The 19,973-nt window shown below is 61.9% G+C and carries 18 protein-coding genes and 1 tRNA gene; 9 read left to right on the forward strand and 10 right to left on the reverse strand.

Features of this window, described 5'->3' with window-relative positions; translation table 11 throughout:
* Nucleotides 1-89: 89 nt before the first annotated feature.
* From NPX02_RS01470 to NPX02_RS01480, 3 genes are all read right to left on the reverse strand, one after another.
* A complete protein-coding gene (locus NPX02_RS01470; RefSeq protein WP_260291342.1) occupies nucleotides 90-1,031 on the reverse strand; it encodes a hypothetical protein in 942 nt (313 codons plus the stop codon).
* Nucleotides 1,028-2,863, reverse strand: a complete 1,836-nt coding sequence (locus NPX02_RS01475; RefSeq protein WP_260291343.1) for a vWA domain-containing protein — start codon at nucleotides 2,861-2,863, stop codon at nucleotides 1,028-1,030. Before NPX02_RS01475 ends, NPX02_RS01470 begins: the two co-directional genes overlap by 4 nt.
* 251 nt (nucleotides 2,864-3,114) lie before the next feature.
* The gene (locus tag NPX02_RS01480) at nucleotides 3,115-4,017 is read right to left on the reverse strand and encodes a lysophospholipid acyltransferase family protein (RefSeq protein WP_260291344.1); all 903 of its coding nucleotides are present in this window, start codon (nucleotides 4,015-4,017) and stop codon (nucleotides 3,115-3,117) included.
* A 103-nt stretch (nucleotides 4,018-4,120) separates the two neighbouring features.
* On the opposite strand from NPX02_RS01480, the gene NPX02_RS01485 reads away from it, so the two are divergent.
* The 3 genes from NPX02_RS01485 to NPX02_RS01495 all read left to right on the forward strand — a co-directional run bounded on the left by NPX02_RS01485 (nucleotide 4,121) and on the right by NPX02_RS01495 (nucleotide 7,933).
* Nucleotides 4,121-4,549: a rhodanese-like domain-containing protein gene (locus NPX02_RS01485; RefSeq protein WP_260291345.1), complete on the forward strand. Its 429-nt coding sequence runs from the start codon at nucleotides 4,121-4,123 to the stop codon at nucleotides 4,547-4,549.
* Nucleotides 4,550-4,723: 174 nt separating this feature from the next.
* Nucleotides 4,724-7,420: a bifunctional acetate--CoA ligase family protein/GNAT family N-acetyltransferase gene (locus NPX02_RS01490; RefSeq protein WP_260291346.1), complete on the forward strand. Its 2,697-nt coding sequence runs from the start codon at nucleotides 4,724-4,726 to the stop codon at nucleotides 7,418-7,420.
* A gap of 60 nt (nucleotides 7,421-7,480) precedes the next feature.
* A complete protein-coding gene (locus NPX02_RS01495; protein WP_260291347.1) occupies nucleotides 7,481-7,933 on the forward strand; it encodes an RT0821/Lpp0805 family surface protein in 453 nt (150 codons plus the stop codon).
* A gap of 286 nt (nucleotides 7,934-8,219) precedes the next feature.
* Here NPX02_RS01495 and NPX02_RS01500 read toward each other — a convergent pair whose 3' ends face one another.
* The gene (locus NPX02_RS01500; RefSeq protein WP_260291348.1) at nucleotides 8,220-9,632 is read right to left on the reverse strand and encodes a DNA recombination protein RmuC; all 1,413 of its coding nucleotides are present in this window, start codon (nucleotides 9,630-9,632) and stop codon (nucleotides 8,220-8,222) included.
* A gap of 395 nt (nucleotides 9,633-10,027) precedes the next feature.
* Here NPX02_RS01500 and mtaB point away from each other — a divergent pair, with 395 nt between their 5' ends.
* Both mtaB and NPX02_RS01510 read left to right on the forward strand, forming a co-directional pair.
* On the forward strand, nucleotides 10,028-11,329 hold the full coding sequence (mtaB, locus tag NPX02_RS01505; RefSeq protein ID WP_260291349.1) for a tRNA (N(6)-L-threonylcarbamoyladenosine(37)-C(2))-methylthiotransferase MtaB: 1,302 nt from the start codon (nucleotides 10,028-10,030) through the stop codon (nucleotides 11,327-11,329).
* Entirely contained in the window at nucleotides 11,322-12,074 is a 753-nt protein-coding gene (locus NPX02_RS01510) for a phosphatase PAP2 family protein (RefSeq protein ID WP_260291350.1), read from the forward strand. Before mtaB ends, NPX02_RS01510 begins: the two co-directional genes overlap by 8 nt.
* 337 nt (nucleotides 12,075-12,411) lie before the next feature.
* Here the strand turns inward: NPX02_RS01510 and NPX02_RS01515 are convergent, their stop codons facing one another.
* Nucleotides 12,412-12,780, reverse strand: a complete 369-nt coding sequence (locus NPX02_RS01515; RefSeq protein WP_260291351.1) for a hypothetical protein — start codon at nucleotides 12,778-12,780, stop codon at nucleotides 12,412-12,414.
* Nucleotides 12,781-12,786: 6 nt separating this feature from the next.
* Nucleotides 12,787-13,602 (reverse strand): exodeoxyribonuclease III, encoded by an 816-nt coding sequence (gene xthA, locus NPX02_RS01520; protein WP_260291352.1) that lies wholly within the window; start codon nucleotides 13,600-13,602, stop codon nucleotides 12,787-12,789.
* Nucleotides 13,603-13,949: 347 nt separating this feature from the next.
* Between xthA and NPX02_RS01525 the strand changes: the two genes are divergently transcribed.
* On the forward strand, nucleotides 13,950-14,720 hold the full coding sequence (locus NPX02_RS01525; RefSeq protein WP_260291353.1) for a TatD family hydrolase: 771 nt from the start codon (nucleotides 13,950-13,952) through the stop codon (nucleotides 14,718-14,720).
* Nucleotides 14,721-14,930: 210 nt separating this feature from the next.
* On the opposite strand, the gene NPX02_RS01530 is transcribed toward NPX02_RS01525, so the two are convergent.
* Nucleotides 14,931-15,278: a hypothetical protein gene (locus tag NPX02_RS01530; RefSeq protein WP_260291354.1), complete on the reverse strand. Its 348-nt coding sequence runs from the start codon at nucleotides 15,276-15,278 to the stop codon at nucleotides 14,931-14,933.
* A 150-nt stretch (nucleotides 15,279-15,428) separates the two neighbouring features.
* Here NPX02_RS01530 and NPX02_RS01535 point away from each other — a divergent pair, with 150 nt between their 5' ends.
* From NPX02_RS01535 to NPX02_RS01545, 3 genes are all read left to right on the forward strand, one after another.
* Nucleotides 15,429-15,569: a hypothetical protein gene (locus tag NPX02_RS01535; RefSeq protein WP_260291355.1), complete on the forward strand. Its 141-nt coding sequence runs from the start codon at nucleotides 15,429-15,431 to the stop codon at nucleotides 15,567-15,569.
* Nucleotides 15,570-15,833: 264 nt separating this feature from the next.
* Nucleotides 15,834-16,301, forward strand: a complete 468-nt coding sequence (locus tag NPX02_RS01540) for a hypothetical protein (RefSeq protein ID WP_260291356.1) — start codon at nucleotides 15,834-15,836, stop codon at nucleotides 16,299-16,301.
* A 189-nt stretch (nucleotides 16,302-16,490) separates the two neighbouring features.
* On the forward strand, nucleotides 16,491-17,234 hold the full coding sequence (locus NPX02_RS01545; protein WP_260291357.1) for a Crp/Fnr family transcriptional regulator: 744 nt from the start codon (nucleotides 16,491-16,493) through the stop codon (nucleotides 17,232-17,234).
* Nucleotides 17,235-17,599: 365 nt separating this feature from the next.
* Here NPX02_RS01545 and NPX02_RS01550 read toward each other — a convergent pair.
* The 3 genes from NPX02_RS01550 to queC all read right to left on the reverse strand — a co-directional run bounded on the left by NPX02_RS01550 (nucleotide 17,600) and on the right by queC (nucleotide 19,797).
* Nucleotides 17,600-17,675 (reverse strand) — tRNA-Lys (locus NPX02_RS01550).
* 56 nt (nucleotides 17,676-17,731) lie between these two features.
* Nucleotides 17,732-18,994: a YeeE/YedE family protein gene (locus NPX02_RS01555; protein WP_260291358.1), complete on the reverse strand. Its 1,263-nt coding sequence runs from the start codon at nucleotides 18,992-18,994 to the stop codon at nucleotides 17,732-17,734.
* A 134-nt stretch (nucleotides 18,995-19,128) separates the two neighbouring features.
* Complete coding sequence (queC, locus tag NPX02_RS01560; protein WP_260291360.1) at nucleotides 19,129-19,797, reverse strand: 7-cyano-7-deazaguanine synthase QueC; 669 nt, start codon at nucleotides 19,795-19,797, stop codon at nucleotides 19,129-19,131.
* Nucleotides 19,798-19,973: the final 176 nt, after the last annotated feature.

Consider the following 19,973-nt stretch of genomic DNA (forward strand, 5'->3'; position numbering starts at 1 on the left):
GGCATACGGAGATATGCTCCGGCAACCCCTCGCCGGGACAAGCCGGAACAAAGGACGGGTAGGTCAGGTTTGTTCTTCGGACTGAAAGGTCAGGAATTCCGGGTATCCGGATCATCCAGCACATCGTCCAGATTGATCACTTCATCATCCTGATCGATCACCGTCTCCTCCGCCTCCTCCGCGCCTGACGCGGCAACGTCCGGTTCAGGCGATAGCACCATCGTTTCATCCAGATCGTTTGTATTGGCAGGCTCCTCCGCCGCCGGATCCTCCACCGAAAGTTCCAGGATTCCCAGCGCCTCATCCAGCGCCTTCAACTCATCCCCGTCATCCGGAATATCTTCGTTATCCGCTGCCTCGCCCTCATCCGCGGAGGCCTGCTGGAGCAGCTCATCCAGCAGTTGTTCATCGGCGACGACCGCTGCCTGCACCGGATCGGCGTCCTCCGTGGGCGCGACGATCTCCTGCATCTTGTCCCTGTCCAGGCTGGCATCCACGCCACCGGCAAACATCTGCGTGTATTCACTCAGCATGTTCCCCATGGTATCCATGGTCAGTTGCAGTTCATCCGCCAGTCGCTGATTTTCCGCCTTCAGCAGAATCAGCTCCTCGGTGTGATCCTCCGGCTCCTCATCACCCCCGGCGGGTTCCGCCCGCTTGGGGATTTCAATCGTCCGGTAGGCATCGACCGAGCCCTCGTAATCGACACACAGGTTCTGCACGGCCTCTGTATCGCGTCTCAGGTAAACATCGATCAACGCCTGGTAGAATGCCTTCTCTCCCCGGGCAATCTTGCGGACGGTCTCCTCCAGGTTGTCGCCGGAGAGCCCAAGCCGCTGCTCCAGGAGCTTGCGTGTCTCTGATTCACGCCGACCACTATCCTCCTTGATTCTGGCAATGAGATTCCTGATCGCCGCGCGATCACGCCGACGTTTGGCAAGGGCGAAATAATTTACGCTGACGGCATAGATAACGCTCAACAGGAGCAGCTCGCCCATTACCAGCAACAGCAGTTTACTCACCTCGATCATTGAGCCGATTCCTCCGCAACCGCCTGATCTTCCTCCTCAACCAACCGAAATTCACCATCTTTTTTGCGTCGCCGTACGATCCATACGGCAAGCCCGACCAGGACAATCAGCACCAGGTTGATAACCCCGAACACCGCCACCTGAAACGTAAACGCCTCCTCTTGCGGCTTGGGCTCGGGCGGCACGGGGGTCCGCAACTCCGGCGCCTCCACCTCGGCCGGTGGTTCGACAACCGGTTCGGCCGGCGCCGGAGGTGGTGTCGCCGCGCCCTGCACCGCCACGGGGTCGAGTGTCAGGTCGAGCTCAGAACCGGCATGGGTTTTCCCGCTGACCGAAACCGACAGGCTCCAGTCACCCTGCAGCTCCTGTGTGGCGATCCGCGCCTCTTGTTCCCCCGCTTCCACACCGGGCAGCAACAGCACCGGCTGCTCTTCACCCGACGGCGAAACCAGGTTCGCCACGAATTTCAGCGTTTCCAGGTCCACCAGTTCGCTGTCCGGCTGCACCCGCAGTCGCAACTCCGTGCCCTCCTGTCCCCCCTCAACCTGCAGGCCCACCGGATCGGCCAGCTCGAAGGTCTGGCGCTGTTCACGCTGGAAGGTTTTCCCCTGAGCAAGGATCACCAGTTCAACCTTGCCGGCGGCCAGGCCCTGGCCGACCTGGAGCGTGAACTCGCCGTCTCCCGCCGTCTCGTCCCCATCCTGGCCATCATCGAATATCGGCCGCTGTTCACCGCTACCGTTGCTGTCCGTGTGACCGCTCTGCAGATTCACCACGTCGAGAAAATCCTGGCGGATGATCTGTTTTCCCTGGTTGGTGAACGAGACCGTCACCGGCAGCACCTCCCCCAGGACAAAGCGACTGGGTAATTGGCTGCTGCGCATTTTCAGATCCGTCACCACGATGACCCGGTTGTCCGGGTCCATCGCAGCCTGGATGCGCCACTCGCCGGTCTCCGGATGAGTGACGGTCAACAGGTCATAGCCGATATCCCGATGCCAGCTGACGTTCGGCGGTGCGCTCTTGGCATCGAACTCGGCCCCGGACGGCGTGATGACACGGGTAGGTTCAGCCCCCTCCTTGCGGAACACCAGCAGGGTCACCTCCTGAATACTGCTGTCGACCAGAAACTTGTTGTCTTTCAGCGGCACGGTATTCGGGCGCCCCACCTTTTCAAAAATACGCAGGAACACCCGTTGCAGCTGCTCGGCATCACTGACCTGCTCGTACCAGCCACCGGTCTCGCGGGAGAGGGTCTGCATCAGCTCGTGGTCGGCCCGTGCGGAGAGTGCGATGGTATGCACCTGGGCGGCGTGGGCCTGCAGTTGCGGGAGCAGTTGCTCGACTATGCGCTGCCGCGAAGCGACATTCTGTTTTGGATTCTTGCTGATATCGACCATGCCGTCGGTGAGCAGGATCAGATGACGCTGATACGGGCCGGGCGGTCCTTCCCAGTCGGCGATGGAGCGCTTGATGACATCCTCAATATTGGTGAACTGCCCGGGGGAGGCAATATGGTCCGCCTCGGCCCGCGCCTTCTCTTTCCAGGCGGCATCGACCTGACCGAGCGGGATGAGCATGTTGACGTATTGACCGAAGGTCCAGACCCCGGCCCTGGCATCCTCGGGCAGCAGACCCACCAGCATACGCAGGGCCGGCCGGCGCAGGTTTTGCGGATCGTTTTGCTTCATGCTGCCCGAGATATCGATCAGCACCCGGGCATCCGCCTTCTCGGCCGCAGCCGGTGCCGCCTGTGCACTGCAGACAGCGACCAGCAGCAACCCGGCAACCAGCCGCAGCAACCCGATTTGCACACTTTTTCTCTTCACCATCAATGGTCTCTCACCTCTGGACGGCAACCGTCCGCCTGCCGTAACGTCAACCAGCACTGTCCTGTTAACGGCAAGCCGGAAACAACACTTTAGGATATTGATAAAAAAAGGAAGTCATCCTATTGAAGGCAACCGGATTTCGGCCGTTAACTACCACTGGCAAAGCCGGGGGATTACCCCGACATTCATATACCGGCCGGGGACGGCGTGCCACCTGTTGCCGACAGCCACCTCGCCAGCGCGATGCGGGTTTACGAGACCGCTTTGGAATACGGGGAGATCACCCCCTCCGGCTGGCTGGCGAAGCGCTTATAGCTCCAGAGATACTGTGCGGGCGCCTTGCGGATACAGGCCTCCAGGCCCCGGTTGAGCGCCTCGGCGGTAATCTCCGGGTCGGCGCTGTAGATCTCGGCCGGCGCTTCGAACCAGTGCATCCGGTAACCGGCGGCCCGCGGCAACCGCTCGGCGAACCAGAACAGCACCGGCGCACCGGTCTTGCGCGCCAGACGCCCGATCAGCACCATGGTCAGCGCCGGGTGGCCGAAAAAGGGGGCATAGACACCGCCCTGGCGCCCCGCGGCTTTCGGCTGCTGGTCCGCCAGCAACGCCATCATCTCCCCCCGGTTGAGCGCGCCATACAACGCTTTCACGCCCTGAGGGGTGGCCGGCACCAGGGTAGCGCCACCCTTGCTTCTGCCTTGTTTGAGCAGGTCGTCCAGCCCCGCCTGCCGGGGCGGCCGGTAGATCGCCGTCACCTTGGCCAGTGACGTGAGATAGTGCAGCCCGACTTCCCAGTTGCCGAGATGGGGACCGACGGCAATCACCCCCTTTCCCTGGCGCAGGGCCGCTTCCAGTAGCCCGGCCCCTGTACCAGCCTGCATCCGCTCGATCCAGCGACTGGGGGGCGATGCCCAGACCACGGGCATCTCCACCAGGCCCTTGGCGGCCTCGATCAGGCTCTCCCGGAGCAACGCCTGGCGCTGTGCCGGCGCCAGCTCGGGAAGGCAGGTAGCAAGGTTGATCCCGGCTATCTGCCGCTCCTTGTTGGGAATCCAGTAGGCAACACGGCCGATCACTCCCCCCAACCCCTGTGCCACGGAGAGCGGCAAACGGGAAAAAAGGGCTAAAATGGCAAGTATAATCTTGTCGCGCATAAGACATATTTATAAAAAGCCTGGAATGCCGGTATTATACCCCCGGCCCCAGGCATACCGAAATCAAACCCAGGTACACCGAAATCAAACCAGGAGTAGAGAGATGAGTGACGCTGAACCGATCCCCCTGAACCCGCAACAGGCTTACCAAATGCTGGAAGACGACCCCCGGGCGATCCTGGTGGATATCCGCTCCAGCATGGAGTATCTGTTTGTCGGTCATGCCAAGGGGGCGGTTCACGTACCCTGGATTGATGAACCCGACTGGACCGTCAACCCCCACTTCGTCACCGACATCCGCAAACTGGTACTGGGCGGGGCCGTCTGCAGTGAGGATGAAGGCTGCTCACCGGTCATACTGATCTGCCGTAGCGGCAAGCGTTCCCATGAGGCCGGCAAGACGCTGTTGCAGGCGGACTTCCATCGGGTATTCCATGTCGACGAGGGGTTTGAGGGGGAACTCAACGATCACCACCAGCGCAGCACCCTCAACGGCTGGCGCTTCCACGGACTGCCTTGGGAACAGTGCTGACCACCGGGAGCGGGGAGTGCCGCTCTGGGGACTCCCCCTGCATTCGCCCCGGCTTTCGGATTTTGAACCGGTCTTGTAGCGGCCGCTACAGTTTCCCGATCGCTGACCGATCACCTGAGCATTGGTCTGAAAATAGCGGCCACCCACAGGAAAGGAGACAGAACCGGAGCCAGCATGGGACCGAAGCGCCATCAACACCTGTTTCGCCCCGGATCGGTGGCCGTGATCGGCGCCTCGGAGCGACCGGGCAGCCTCGGCTGTGCGGTGATGACCAACCTGCTCTCGGGTCAGTTCCGGGGCCCGGTGCTGCCGGTCAACCGCAAATATGACGCCGTACAGCGGGTACTCTGCTACCGCACCCTGAACGACCTGCCCCTCACCCCGGACCTGGCACTGCTGTGCACACCACCGGACGAACTGGAGGCCCTGGTGGAGGGGTTGGGACTGCGTGGCACCCGCCTCGCGGTCGTGATGACCAACCAGCTCGATGACAACAGCCCACTGGTCACGCAGCTTCGGGAGCGCGCCCAATGGCACGGCATGCGTCTCCTGGGCGCGGACTCCACCGGCCTGCAGATCCCCGCCATCGGACTCAATGCCAGCTGGATCAGCACCGAGGCCCATCCCGGCTCGATCGCCCTGCTGTGTGAATCCGGCAGCCTGGCGTCGGGGATTATCGAACAGGCAGCCAACCGCGGCATCGGCTTCTCCCATGTCATCACCACCGGCACCGGGCTGGACCTGGATATAGCCGAGCTGCTGGATCTGCTGATCCTGGACAGCCGGGTGCACGCGATATTGATGCACCTCAGACAGGTAAAAGATGCCCGCCGATTCCTCTCGGCAGCGCGGGCGGCGGCGCGTATCAAGCCGGTGATCCTGTTGAACAGCGGGCACTCGGAGCAGAAGGCCGGAATCGGCCCGTTTCACCCCGGCGACATCTACGACGCCGCATTCCGTCGCGCCGGCATGCTGCAGGTGGATAGCGCCTCGGAGCTGTTTGATGCCGTCGAAACCCTGGCCCACAGCCGCGCGCCCCATGGCGAGCGGATCGCGCTGCTGGGTAACGGCGGCGGTCTCCTGGAACTGGCCCAGGACACACTGGAGCGGGCGGGGATCCATCCGGCGGCCCTGGATCCGGCACTCGCGGACGAGCTACGGATCCTCTGTGATTCACCCCAGGCACGTACCAACCCGCTCAACCTGGGACGCGGCGCCGGGCCGGAACGCTACCGCCGGGCGACGGAGCTGCTGATGCGCGCCGCATCGATCGACGGCCTGCTGGTACTGCACAGCCCAACCCCCATCGCCAGCTCGGAATCGATTGCCGGTGCCGTCGTGCAAGGCGCCAAGGTGGCCAACCGCAATATCCTCGCCTGCTGGATGGGTGATGCCGGACAACCACCGATCCGCAAATGCTTCAATCAGGCGCAGATCCCCGTCTACGACACGCCGGAAAAGTGCGCCACCGCCTTCCTGCACCTGATCAATCACCGGCGCAACCAGGAGACGCTGCTGCAGACGCCGGCACACGCCCCGGTGATAGCGACGCGCCGGATCGACCGGGACTGGATCGGAGACAGCATCGAACAGGCGTGCCAGGCGGGCAGGACACTGCTCAACGAGGCCGAGAGTGCCGATATCCTCACCGCCTATGGTCTGACGGTTCCCGCCTCGCGGCTGGTGCGGGATCCGCCGCAGGCGGTCGCGGCCGCGCGTGAGTTCGGCTGGCCGGTGGCCCTGCGCCTGGCCTCGCCCCATTTGCGCCAGACCGTGACCGTCGGCAACATGATCATCGACCTGGCCAGCGAACAGGCGCTGTCCGAGGCCGTGGAGCGGCTGATCCAGCGTTTTCACCACCAGTATCCCGGCCAGCGCTTTCCGGGCCTGGTGCTGCAGCGGATGGTACGCCGTCCGCAGGCGCTGGTGCTCGCTGCCGGCCTCTATCATGACAACTGCTTTGGCGCCCTGATCGGCCTGGGGCCGGGCGGCATTCAGCGCCGGCTGCGCCACGGACACGCCCTGGCATTGCCGCCGCTGAACATGAACCTGGCCGGGGAGCTGATCTCCCGCACCCACCTCAGGGCGATGCTGCAGGCCGACGACGAGTCGGCCCCCGTAGTGGATGAACAGGCGATTCGCGGGCTGCTGGTCCAGCTGTCACGGCTCTGTACCGAGCAGCCGGGGATCAGCGGCATCGAGATCAATCCGCTGTTGGCGGACGATCAGGGGATCATGATACTCGATGCGCGGATCGGCCTGATGCCGCAAGGCCGGCGCCGACGGCTCGCCATTCGCCCCTACCCGCGGGAGCTGGAGCAGACCCTGACCCTGCGCAACGGCCAATCACTCAGCCTGCGGCCGATCCGCCCGGAGGATGAACCGCTCTATCGGCAACTGCTGGAACAGGTCACCCCGGAAGACCTGCGGCTGCGCTTCTGCGGCGACATGAGCAGCCTGCCGCGCGCGGTGCTGGCCCAACAGATCCACCTCGACTATGACCGCGAGATGACCTTGCTGGCGCTGCAGGAGACCGCCGCGGGCAGCTGCTGCCTGGGGACGGTCAACGCCATCACCCGCAGCGACAACAGCGAGGCGGAGTACGCCATCCTGGTGCGCAGCGACCACAAAGGGATAGGGCTGGGCCGCCTGCTGATGGAGCGGATCATTGCCTACTGCCGGAGCCAGGGAACCGGCAGCCTGTACGGTCTGGTGCTGAAGGAGAACCGCAATATGCGTGCCCTGGCCGGGCAACTGGGATTTCATGAACTCGAATCGGCGGATGAGGATATGGTGGAGGTGCGACTGCCGCTCAATCCGGCAGCCGAGGGGCCGACCGATCTGATGATGGACGAGATCGTCTATCCCTGACCCCGCCGCCAATCGGTTATAATATTAACTATTCTTGCGTTATCCCGAATGGAGTCAGATATGTACCGACGGCTATGCATCACCCTGCTGATATCCCTGTTCCTGCTGGCGGGCTGCACCACTCCCACCAAGCAGCAGACCGGCACCGTACTGGGCGGCGTAGCGGGCGGTGTCCTGGGCAACCAGGTGGGCAAGGGCTCGGGACGGACCGCCGCCGTCATTATCGGCACCCTGGCCGGCGCCTTTATCGGTGGCTCCATTGGCCAGCAGATGGATGAGAATGACCACTACCGGTCACAGCAGGCGCTGGAATCCAACCGGGTCAACCAAACCGCGAGCTGGCAGAATCCCGATTCCGGCCACAGCTACGAAGTGACCCCCACGCGCACCTTCCAGACCGCCAGCGGCCCGTGCCGTGAATACACCACCGAGGCGGTGATCGATGGCCGGCGGGAGACGGTCTACGGCACCGCCTGCCGGCAACCCGACGGCAGCTGGCAGGCCACGAACTAGGTGCCTGTCGGCTGTTCCGCAGTAGCTCAGTGTTGTATCCGACCGGCTCCTGGCCCTGCCCTTCACCCGTAAGTGGGTTGGGCTGCATCCAGGCGTAGGATGGGTGGAGCGTCCCCATGAAACCTCCGCCGGCTCCGTCTCCGGCGCGCAACCCATCGCGCACCTGCATCGGCATCCGAAGATGGGTTACGGCGCACCCGACCACCGCGAATAGCCGTCAACAAGGGTGCCGCGCCTGCACCCATCCTACACGCGTGTCATCGGTATTTGCGGGTAATCGGTACTCCTAGTCCTCGGTCAGCGGCGTCGCGACAGGCTCGTCCAGTTCCACCCGTTCGATCTGGCCGAAGCGCTTGCTGATCTTCTGCGCCGAGACACTCACATCCTTCACGTCGTCATGGGCCTGGCGGATATGCACCGCGAGCTTGTCCATGCGTCCCTGGAAACGGCCGAAATCCTTGGACAGGAGATGCAGATGGTGCTGGATCAGGTGCAGCTGTTCACGGGTATCGGCATCCTTGAGCACGGCCCGCGCGGTGGTCAGTATCGCCATCAGGGTGGTGGGGGAGACCAGCCAGACGCGCCGCCGGCAGGCCGCCTCCACCAGGTCGGGATAGTGGCCGTGGATCTCGGCAAAGACCGCCTCGGCGGGGATGAACATCACCGCCCCGTCGGCGGTCTCCCCGGGGAGAATATACTTGTCGGCGATGTCGTCGATATGTTTGCGGATATCCTGGCGGAACTGGCTGGCGGCGCGGTTCCGCTCCGCGTCCGGGGCCTGGATGTCGGTCATGCGCCGATAACTCTCCAGCGGGAACTTGGCATCGATGGCGATATGACCGCTGGGCTCGGGCAGAAACAGCATGCAGTCCACCCGCGTCTGGTTGCCGAGGGTATATTGCAGCGCATAGCTGTTCTCCGGCATCAGGTTGGCCACCAGTGCGCTCAGCTGCACCTCGCCGAAGGCCCCCCGCGAGCGCTTGTCGGCCAGCACCTCCTGCAGGCTCACCACATTGGTTGAGAGCTCGGTGATCCGCTTCTGCGCCTCGTCGATCCGGGAGAGGTGCTGCAGCACCCGGTTGAAGGTCTCGTTGCTCTTCTCGAAGCCCTCGCTGAGGCGTTTTTCAACCAGGCCGCCGATCTCCTTCAGCCGCTGATCGGTGCTCTCGGTCAGCCGGGCAACCTGGCCGTTCAGCGACTCGGTGGTGCGGGAAAGTCCCTCCATCAGCTGGCGCCCGAGTCCCTCAAGCCCCTGTGCCAACCCATCCTGCTGGGCGATCCGCCCCTCGGCGAGGGTCTGGGTGAGGCGCTGCTGCAACTGCTCGAAGCGCTCCGTCAGGTTGACCTTGAGTTGACCGCTGTCCTGGAGCAGCGCCTGCTGCAGCTCCCCCAGCCGCCGCTCCAGTGCCTGATGGGAGTGGGCCGTCTGGCGCTGCAGCTGCTGTTGCAGCCGATGGGCCACCTCCCCTTGCCGATCCCGATCGTCCAGCAGCAGCTGCATCAGCTGGCGCCCCTGCTCGCGCACCAGCGCCTCAAGACGCTCGGTATCGGCCTGGGTGCGCAGCCCCTGCCCCTCCAGTCGCGCGGAGAGTGCCGCTTGCCGTCGCCACAGCCCCCAGCCCAGCAGCAGAAGCAGCAGCGCCCCGAGCAGCAGGAAGGCATCACGGTACATCATCACCTGTTGTATCAGCGGATCCATTTCGACTCACCCTTTGCGTCTGTACCGCACCTGCCCCAAGCACGAAGACACGTCACTTTTCCAAATGCAGACAGTATGTTACATCAATAACATGGAGCATTCCCATAGCTTAGGACCCGCGCAAGAATAAGTTCCTGTGTTCGGTCGCCCCTGGACCCCGCTGGCGGCGTTACGCATTTTGGCAAGGGAACGGCCATTGCCTGCAAAACGTGCCTTGCCAGCGGGGCCCAGGGACGCCCTCGGTACTACGGAATTATTCTTGCGCGGACCCTTAACCCGGCACCGGCTCATCCGCTGAACCCGCGACTGTGCGTGGAAATGGCCGCGATCGCTTGCATCCCCCGCAGACACCCGTAAACTTGCCCGGATTCTGCACCGTAAAACCGGTCACACCGATGCGCATACACCTGAAAACCCTAGGCTGTCGTCTCAACGAAGCGGAACTGGAGAGCTGGTCCCGCGATTTCGAAACCCGCGGCCACCAGATCACCCCCAGACTGGCCGACGCCGATCTGGTGGTGGTCAACACCTGCGCGGTGACGGGCGAGGCGGTACGCAAATCGCGCAAGCTGTTGAGCCGCGCGCGGCGCCGCAACCCCCGCGCCAAGCTGGTGGTCAGCGGCTGTTACGCCACGCTGGACCCGGCAGAGAGTACCCAGAGCCTCGGGGTGGATCTGGTGGTGGACAACCGGGACAAGGAGCGGCTGGTGGAGATCACCAGCCGGGAACTGGATCTGCACGCCATGCCGCAGCAGGCCACGGCGCCGGGTGAATCCGGTCTGCTCGGCCACGGGCGGCAGCGCGCCTTCATCAAGATCCAGGATGGCTGCCGCTACCAGTGCACTTTCTGCATCGTCACCGTGGCCCGGGGCACGGAGCGCTCGGTGCCGGTTGACCAGGTGGTGGCGGAGATTAACGAGCAGGTACGGCAGGGGATCCGCGAGGTGGTGCTGACGGGCGTGCATATCGGCGGCTACGGCAGCGATAACGGCAGCGACCTCTATCAGCTGATCCGCGCGGTGCTGGAGCGTACCCGCATCCCGCGCCTGCGGCTGGGGGCGGTGGAACCCTGGGATCTGCCGGAAAACTTCTGGGATCTGTTCGCAGATCCCCGGCTGATGCCCCACCTGCACCTGCCGATCCAGAGCGGCTCCGATTCGGTACTGAAACGCATGGCCAGACGCTGCAAGAGTGGCGAGTTCCAGCGGCTGGCCGAGCACGCCCGCCAGCGGGTGCCGGACCTCAACCTGACCACCGACATCATCGTCGGCTTCCCCGGCGAAACCAACCGGGAGTGGCAACAGACCCTGGCGTTTGTCGAGCGGATCGGTTTCGGCCATCTGCATATCTTCGCCTACTCACCGCGCCCCGGCACCCGGGCCGCGGAACTCCCCAACCCGGTATCGCGGGAGCTGATACGCCAGCGCAGCGAGACGCTCCACCAGCTCGGCGAACGGTTGAAACGGACGACCCTGGAACGCTTTGTGGGACGCCGCTTTCCGGTCCTGGTGGAGAGCGCCCCCACCGACCCCGCCGCCGGCTGGAGCGGCTATACGCCCAACTTTCTGCGGGTGAACATCGCGCAATCGCCCGACGACAACCTGGAGAACCGCATTGTTGAGGCGCAGCTGCAACGGCTCACCGATGCGGGCGACGCCCTGAGTGCCTCCCTGGAACAGGAACCTGATCTTGCGTAACGAATTAGACACCGGATGGCACAAGACCCCGTTGATCCTGGCCAACCTGCTGGCGCTGCTGTTGCTGTTCAGCTGGCTGGTCGAGCCCACCCGCGCGCTCTGGCTGTCCCTGGATGAGCAGCTGTTCTGGGCCATGAACCGGTCCCTGAACTGGGGTGATGGGTGGCGACGTCTCTGGGCGATCGCCAACCACCGGGCCTTCGATCTGGCCGCCGCGCTGGCCATGCTGTTGCTGTTTGCCCACCAGGCATTGCTGCGCGACCGGGAGCGCCTGGCACACTATATCGCCGTGGGTCTGATGATGTTCGTCACCCTGCTGCTGCTGCTGGCCATCAGCAAGGAGCTGCCGATCGAGCGGCCCAGCGCCACCGCCCACTTTCCCGAGGCGCTGCGCCTGACCCAACTGGTACCCGACATCGCCACCAAGGACTTCTCTTCCGACAGTTTTCCCGGTGACCACGGGCTGGTGTTGCTGTTGTGCGCCGGATTCGCCCTCGCCTACCTGCCGCGGGTCCACGGCCTGCTGGCGCTGCTGTTTATGGTGCTGTTCACCCTGCCCCGCCTGATGAGTGGTGCCCACTGGGTCACGGATGAGATAGTCGGTGCCTTGAGTCTTGGTCTGATCACCCTGAGCTGGCTGTTCGCCACGCCGCTGCATCGGCGGCTGCTGGGCTGGTTTGAGCATCTGGTCGAGTGGGTGTCGCTGCGTCTGGGAGTCTTTCTGTCAAGCTCGACAGGCTCCTAGGAGTAAACCACGGATGGACACGGATAAACACGGAGTTCTGTGTAAGGGAGCATTTCAACAGGCGGACTGTCGTACGATGGAGGTCATGAATGCGCAGGGTTACGCGTTGCGTGACCAACCCCATCCGTGTCTATCTGTGTGTATCCGTGGTTCGGCGCTAGTGTGACCGCACTATCTTATCGGGTGGAATAGTGGACCTACTATCGGAAAAAAATGGCTCATTCAATCGCCAAGAGCGATTGAAGTGCCAACTCCGAAGGGGTGAAGCAGAGGGATGTGCTGAACAAACCGGCATTTCCGCGATAGATCAGCGTTAAGCCCGACAGAATCCTGTGATTCAACTGAAGCCGTTCGCTTTCAGTTCGGCCAGCAGAAAGCGGAGTTCGTCGGCGAACAGGTTTTTGCCGTCGGTGCGCAGTCCCAGGCGTCCCTTTTCCAGACGGAACTCCAGCGCCATCAGCAGCGTCTCCTCCGGTTCCCACTGGCCGTCCATACAGTCGCTGGAATCGTGACTGGCATTCACCTCATAGAGCGCCCGGCCCTGGCGGAAGAGTACGAACGCCTCTCCGCAGCAGGCATCACGCGAATAGGAGGCGAGCAGCAGGTCGATCCCGGCCAGACGGTTGTCAGTGAGATTGAAGGCGCGCCTGATCACCTCGACTCCCCCATTTTCCCAGTCGTTAAGAAACTGCGTCTGTGATTCCATAGCGTATCAGATCGAAAATTCAGCCCACACCGGACAGTGATCGGAAGGTTTCTCCATTTCCCTTATATCATAGGCGATTCCGGCGTCCGTGCAGCAGTTTTGCAGCATCGGACTGGCCAGGATAAGGTCGATACGCAAGCCCCGTTTCGGCTCCCGGTCGAAGCCGCGGCTGCGATAGTCGAACCAGCTGAATCGATCCGATATCTCGGGATAGTGGTTACGATAGGTGTCTGACAGACCCCACCCCAACAAGCCCTCCATCCACGCCCGCTCCTCGGGCAGGAAACTGCACTTGCCACTCTTCAGCCAGCGTTTTGTATTGTCCTCGCCGATGCCGACATCCTGGTCGCGCGGGGCAATGTTCATGTCACCGATCACCAGCACCGCTTCATCCGCTGAGAACGCCTCCCGCAGGTAGCGCATCAGGTCGGCGTAGAACTGGCGCTTGGCGGGAAACTTGACCAGGTGATCGCGGCTCTCTCCCTGGGGAAAATAACCATTGATCACCTTGATCGACCGACCCGAGGCCGTGGCGTATTCGCCGCAGATGATGCGACGCTGCGCGTCCGGGGTATCGAACGGATAACCCTTCCGGATCACCAGCGGCTCCTGCTTGGAGAGCAACGCCACCCCATAATGTCCTTTTTGGCCATAAAAGTGTGCGTGATAGCCCAGGGACTCGATCATCCCGAGGGGGAATTCAGAGTCCTGCACCTTGGTCTCCTGGATGCCGATGACATCCGGATCATAGCGCTCCTTCAGTCTCGCCAGCTGATGCTCGCGGACACGGATGCCGTTGGTATTAAACGAGACAACCTTCATAACCACCCTCGCTTGCCGGTCAGTCGACAGAGTATAGCGGCAGCCGTTGACCCGTCGCCACCAAACCTTAGGGCCAGCGCAAGAATAATTCCGTAGTACCGAGGGCGTTCCTGGGCCCCGCTGGCAAGGCACGCTTTGCAGGCAATGACCGCTCCCGGCCATCCATGGCCTCCGCGGCATAAGTCCATCCATGGACAAAGCTGTTCCCTTGGCAAAAAGCGTAACGCCGCCAGCGGGGTCCAGGGGCGACCGAATACAGGAACTTATTCTTGCGCGGGCCCTTAGCATGCCCATGCCGCTTGCACAGCCGCTGCCATACAATCCGGCAGTTGCTTATACTACCTGGCATGGAACTCATCGATACCCATACCCATCTGGATGATCCCAGCTTCACTCCCGACTTTGAACAGGTCCTGGGGCGGGCCGCAATGGCCGGGGTCGGCACCTTGATCGTGCCGGCGATCCAGGCCTCGGGCTGGGCGGCGCTGCGGCAGCTTTGTCAACAGTACCCCCAGCTGCGCCCGGCCTACGGCCTGCACCCGATGTTCATGCCGCGGCACAGCGAGCGGGAGCTGAGCGCACTGGCGCGCTGGCTGGAGCAGGGCGACGCGGTAGCCGTCGGCGAATGTGGACTGGATTTCCATATCCCGGCCCCCGACCGGGAGCGGCAGCAGCAGTTTTTTGAGGCGCAGCTCGAATTGGCCCGGGATCACCGCCTGCCGGTGATTATTCACGCCCGCAAGGCGGTTGAGCAGGTGATCCTGACACTCCGCCACTTCCCCGGGATCAAGGGTGTCCTGCACAGTTTTTCCGGCAGCCGGCAGCAGGCCGAGCGACTGATCGACATGGGCTTCATGATGGGTTTCGGAGGGCCGGCCACCTATGCAAACGCCCACCGCCTGCACGGCCTGATCACCTGGCTGCCGGTCGACTCGCTGCTGTTGGAGACCGACTCCCCCGATCAGCCCACCGCGACACATCGGGGGGAGCGCAACGAACCGGCCTATCTGCCCGAAGTGCTGCATGCCATCGGCAATCTGAAGGGGATTGCAGCGGAACGACTGGCGGAACTGACCAGCGCCAACGCCCGCTCATTGTTCAATCTGCAGCCGCACTAACTACTCACCCGGTCTGTAAGTGATTGGCCTGCCTTGCTGGCCGAACTTGGTGGCGCCTCGAATCCGGCCCCTTTTTCAGAATCAAGCCTGCCCTTGTTTGAGCGAAGCGAGTTTGGGCAGGCGCTGAAAATGGGGCCGGATTCGAGGAGACAAGCCATCGTGTGAGGCCGGCAAGGCAGGCTAATCACCCCCTGCGTAGTTACCTGCAGACTACTTGAGTCCACTGAGTATCCGCACCAGATCCATGGAGGCGGTGAAGAAATCATCCGTCGGATGTTCATCGCAATAGACCTGAATCCGGCGCATGGCCCCCTTGATCTCAACCCCTTTCAGCACATCACTCCCGGTGGCCAGTGAAAGCCCGGTCACCAGCCCGGTCAGCCAGTCGCGATAGTGGATATATTCCGCAATCTGGTCGCCTTGCCCGTTCTCCCACCCCTCGAACACCACGTTATAGTGATCACAGCCCTTCACCCCGTAACCCAGCACCTGGGGTCTCTGCTGTGCCTGCAGCGGCAACGCGGCCAGCAGCAAGCCGAGGAAAAAATATCGTACCATCAATAGGAACTCCTTCGCCTGTCGACGACAGGCACTATCAAATATTTTTGTTCAGCATAAAATAATTGAATTCAACAAAACGGGATTATACCCGTCATATGTATTAGTATTTAATCATCCTCTTAAGCAGTAACTCCGAGGCAAGCCACCATGATCTTCGACAACCTGACATTCGCCGCCCTGGCCCTGTTCGTGCTGATCTCCGCTTTTCTCATCGGGACAAAAAATCGCAGCCGCCGCGTGGATAACAAATCATGCCAGGACCCGACTGAAAAGCATACCGAGCAGTAGACTCAACAGAATTAATATTCCTCTATCCGGCGCCTGCCTGCACTGTCGCCGGGGGGTGAACGCTATCGCACAAAATACGGCACCGTGCACGGCACACTCGCCGCCTCCATCACAGAAAATGAATAATCCCCATCGAGATTGATCCAGTTCACGTACCGCCACCCGGAGAGGGGCTAGCTTACAAGCTACCGAAAACCGATATCCGTATTTCATTTCCCTGGAAATGTCGCTGTTCAAGGATATCCCGTTCATGAGGGTATCAACATGTACGCACCCCACAGTCAGCACCCCATCCGTCTGCCCCGGCTTGCCCTGCTCAGTCTGCTACTCTGCTTTCTGTCGCCGGCGGTTCTGGCCACCTCCCAGCTGGACGATGGCACCGCTGCATGGACGGCAAACCGAAGCCTGGAAGCGGCCGGCAACGGACTTATCTACTCACTGCCGGTGATCGACCGGCAACAGCTGGTCAAGGACATCCAGGCCCTCAACCAACAGCTGAAACTGCGTCAGGAAGATCTCAGCGAAAAGATCCAAAAGAACAGCTTTACCGCTACCGATGCCCTCATTGTCGCGGCCATGCCCGGTGGCCTTATCTACGCAGCAGTGAAACGGCAACGCTCACGGCAGGCGGAAAAGGAACTGGACCTGGTCAACAGTCAGCTGGACAGCCTGGCGGGGTTCGGTCCGATAAAAATGCCGTCCGCCCAACCGGCGATGCTGGTGCTGCGATAATTCTTGTGCAAGCCCTAAACCCTGTGTTGGGGTGACGCTCGTTACGCGATCCAACCCTGCCACGGCACCCACTCGACCGGCGCAAATACCAGATGGATAAAGAGGGTGTAATCACCCGGGCATCCGCTATGCTTAAACACACGGCAGGATGGCAATACCATCGGCGACAAGATCACCCCGGAGCGATGGATGGCACAAAAAAAAAGCGGCACATGTGGTCTGCACCTGATCAACAACGATCGGGACTGCAACTCCTGCTCGCTGCCCAGGAAGTGTATCGGCACCAACCTGGATAGTAGCCAGAGCGACAGTATCACCGGCATCATTCGTAAACGCGGTCCCTACAAGCCCGGTGAAACCATCTTCCGGATGGAAGACCCGTTCAAGTCCATCTTCGCCATCCAGTCCGGTTCGGTGAAACTCGAATCCTCCCTGGATGACGGCACACCGGTGATCCACGGTTTCTATTTCAGTGGTGAACTGATCGGCATCGAGGCGGTGGGTGACGTCAAGTATCAGAATGATGCCGTGGCACTGGAGAACACCTGGATCTGCGAACTGCCGTTTCAACAGGTCGAGGCGCTCTGCAGCCAGATCCCCGAACTCCAGCATGAAATGCTGGAACTGCTGGGCAAACGCATCCGCTACACCAACCGGACCATTGTGCAGGGACGCTATCTCAGCGCGGACCGACGCTTTCTGCTGTTTCTGAACGATCTCTACCAACGCAAGGGCATCATGACCAGCGATGGCAAAAGAACCGTCACCCTGCCCATGACCAAGGGCGATATCGCCGTCCATCTCGGCCTGCGGCCGGAATCCCTCAGCCGGGCCCTCTCCAGGCTGCAGGAGGCGGGGATTATCCGTAACCGCTCCCGGGAGATCGAGATCCAGGGGAACGAAGAGGAGCTGCTCTCCTGCCTCTGGGTTTGAAGTCGTAGGTTCGAATCGCGTTGTCGGAAACAAAAAAACGGGACGCGGGGTCCGGGCTCGAATGAGAATGGTGGGCGGGATGATTCGGTCGCTGCGCGCCCTCATGCAGCTCCGCTTCGCTCCACTGTCGAACCTGGCTGTTTGAAGTCGTAGGTTCGAATCGCGTTGTCGAAAACAAAAAACCCGGACGCGAGGTCCGGGCTTCGAATAGGGATGGTGGGCCGTGTAGGATGATTCGGTCGCTGCGCGCCCTCATGCAGCTCCGCTTCGCTCCACTGTCGAACCTGGCTGTTTGAAGTCGTAGGTTCGAATCGCGTTGTCGAAAACAAAAAACCCGGACGCGGGGTCCGGGCTCCGAATGAGAATGGTGGGCCGTGTAGGATTCGAACCTACGACCAATGGATTAAAAATCCACTGCTCTACCGACTGAGCTAACGGCCCAACAAAGCGCGGGATTATACATTACCCGTTGAACCAGTCAACGGGTAAAGCCCGACTCAGACGGCTTCAAGCTTGCGCAGGCGCTCCGGCAGCAGTTTAAGATCCACCAGACCGGTCAGCAGCGCCTTGAAGAAGCTGGCCTCATCCTCATACACCAGCTTGTAATACTGCACCTTCATGGTCAGGGCGCTGCCCAGGATAATGGAACCCAGCGCCAGGAACGAGCCGATCGCCAGAGTGGAGGTTCCGGTGATGCCCTGGCCGATGGTGCAACCCATGGCCAGCACGCCGCCAAAGCCCATCAGAATGGCGCCGATGACATGGGTGGTGAAATCCCTGAAGTCGACAAACCACTCGATGCGGAAACTGCGGCTGATCAGGGACCAGAGCAGCGAGCCGGCGATCACCCCCAACAGCGCCATGACCCCGAAGGTCAGCAGATTGGACTTGAAGCCGGCGGCGGCATAACCCAGGGTCTGCCCCATGGGATTGATGAAGGTGAAGGACTGGGTACTCAACGGACGGCTGTCTGCAGGTTTACCCGTGGCGGAGTCGGCCAGGAAATCCCACTGCTGCACATAGCCGCTGAGGGAGTGCAGCTCACCGTCCAGATCGATCTTCACGTTGGCGCTGACGTACCAGGCGGCCAGTACTGCCAATCCCACGACCACCCCACCCAGGACATTGTCGAAGTTGCCGCGGAAATCCGCCGACTTGAAGACATAGACCAGCAACAACAGGCCCAGTCCCAGGCCGATCCCCAGGCGTGCGCCGGCGGCATCCTTACCCATAACCAGCGAGCCCAGATCCTGAGGTGTGCTGAGCGTCACCGAGAGGGGACGGATCCAGTCGTAGAACAGCACCGACATCAGGGTCTGGTCCGAGCCGGGGAAGGGGTTGACCATGAAGAAGGCGATTACACCGATAATCAGCAGCACCACGATCGATTTCAGGTTGCCGCCGCCGATGCGGACCAGGGTCTTGTTGCCACAACCGGAGGCCAGGGTCATGCCGATGCCGAACATCAGGCCGCCGAGGATATTCTCGGCCCAGATCAGCTGATTCGCCCGGTAAGGGGGAAAAGAGCCGCCCGGGTTGAGCAACCCCAGGTATTCGAGTACGGCAACGCCGACCATGGCCACGGCAATGGCCAGGAACCAGGCGCGCATGCGGCCCGTATCGCCCATGTTGACCGCGTCGGAAACCGCGCCCATGGTGCAGAAGTTGGTCTTGTTGACCACCACGCCCATGATCAGGGCGATGATGAATGTCGCCCACAGCAGGAACGACTGGGCCGCAAAAAAGGACTCGAAAGCCATGATGTACCTCCTCAAACCTCAGTGTCGGCATCTTGGGATGCCTGTCATTTTATTAGGCCGGCGACGGCCGGAGGGGCAAGATTAGCCTATAAGTGAAAGATGATCTACTGGGGTTTATAGCAATAGGACCGGGTTTATTGGTAAGGCGTCGGGTCGGCCACCCCGGCCTCGCGAAAACCCTGGGCGCGCAGCCGGCAGGAGTCGCAGCGGCCACAGGCGACACCGGCGGCATCCGCCTGATAGCAGGAGATGGTGAGGCCATAATCCACGCCCAGTCGGGCCCCGGTCTGGATGATTTCCGCTTTTGTCATATCAATCAGCGGGGCATGAATCCGGAACGGCAGCCCCTCCACGCCGGCCTTGGTGGCCAGGTTGGCCAGTTTTTCAAACGCCTCGATGAACGCGGGGCGGCAATCGGGATAGCCCGAGTAGTCCACCGCATTGACCCCGAGAAACAGGTCGCGGGCGCCCAGCACCTCGGCCCAGCCCAGGGCCAGGGAGAGAAAGATCGTGTTGCGGGCCGGCACATAGGTGACCGGGATGCCCTCGCCCTCCGTCTCCGGCACCGCGATCGCGCGGTCGGTCAGGGCCGAGCCACCGAAGGCGTCCAGGGCAATCGGGATCACCTTGTGTTCCACCACCCCCAGGGCGTCGGCCACGCGCCCGGCCGCCTCCAGCTCCACGGCATGGCGTTGACCATAGGCCAGGCTCAAGGCATGGCAGGCATAACCCTGCGCGCGGGCGATGGCCAGGGTGGTGGCGGAATCGAGCCCGCCGGAGAGTAGGATTACCGCTTTTTTCATCACGTCACTTCAATCGGTCAAGCTGGAATGCGTCAGGTTGGGATTATTGTAACAACTCACTCGGTCTGTAAGTGATTGGCCTGTCTTGCCGGCCTCTCACGATGGCTTGTCTCCTCGAATCCGGCCCCTTTTTCAGCGCCTGCCCAAACTCGCTTCGCTCAAACAAGGGCAGGCTT

The organism is Sedimenticola hydrogenitrophicus, assembly GCF_025175675.1.
Taxonomy (GTDB): domain Bacteria; phylum Pseudomonadota; class Gammaproteobacteria; order Chromatiales; family Chromatiaceae; genus Sedimenticola; species Sedimenticola hydrogenitrophicus.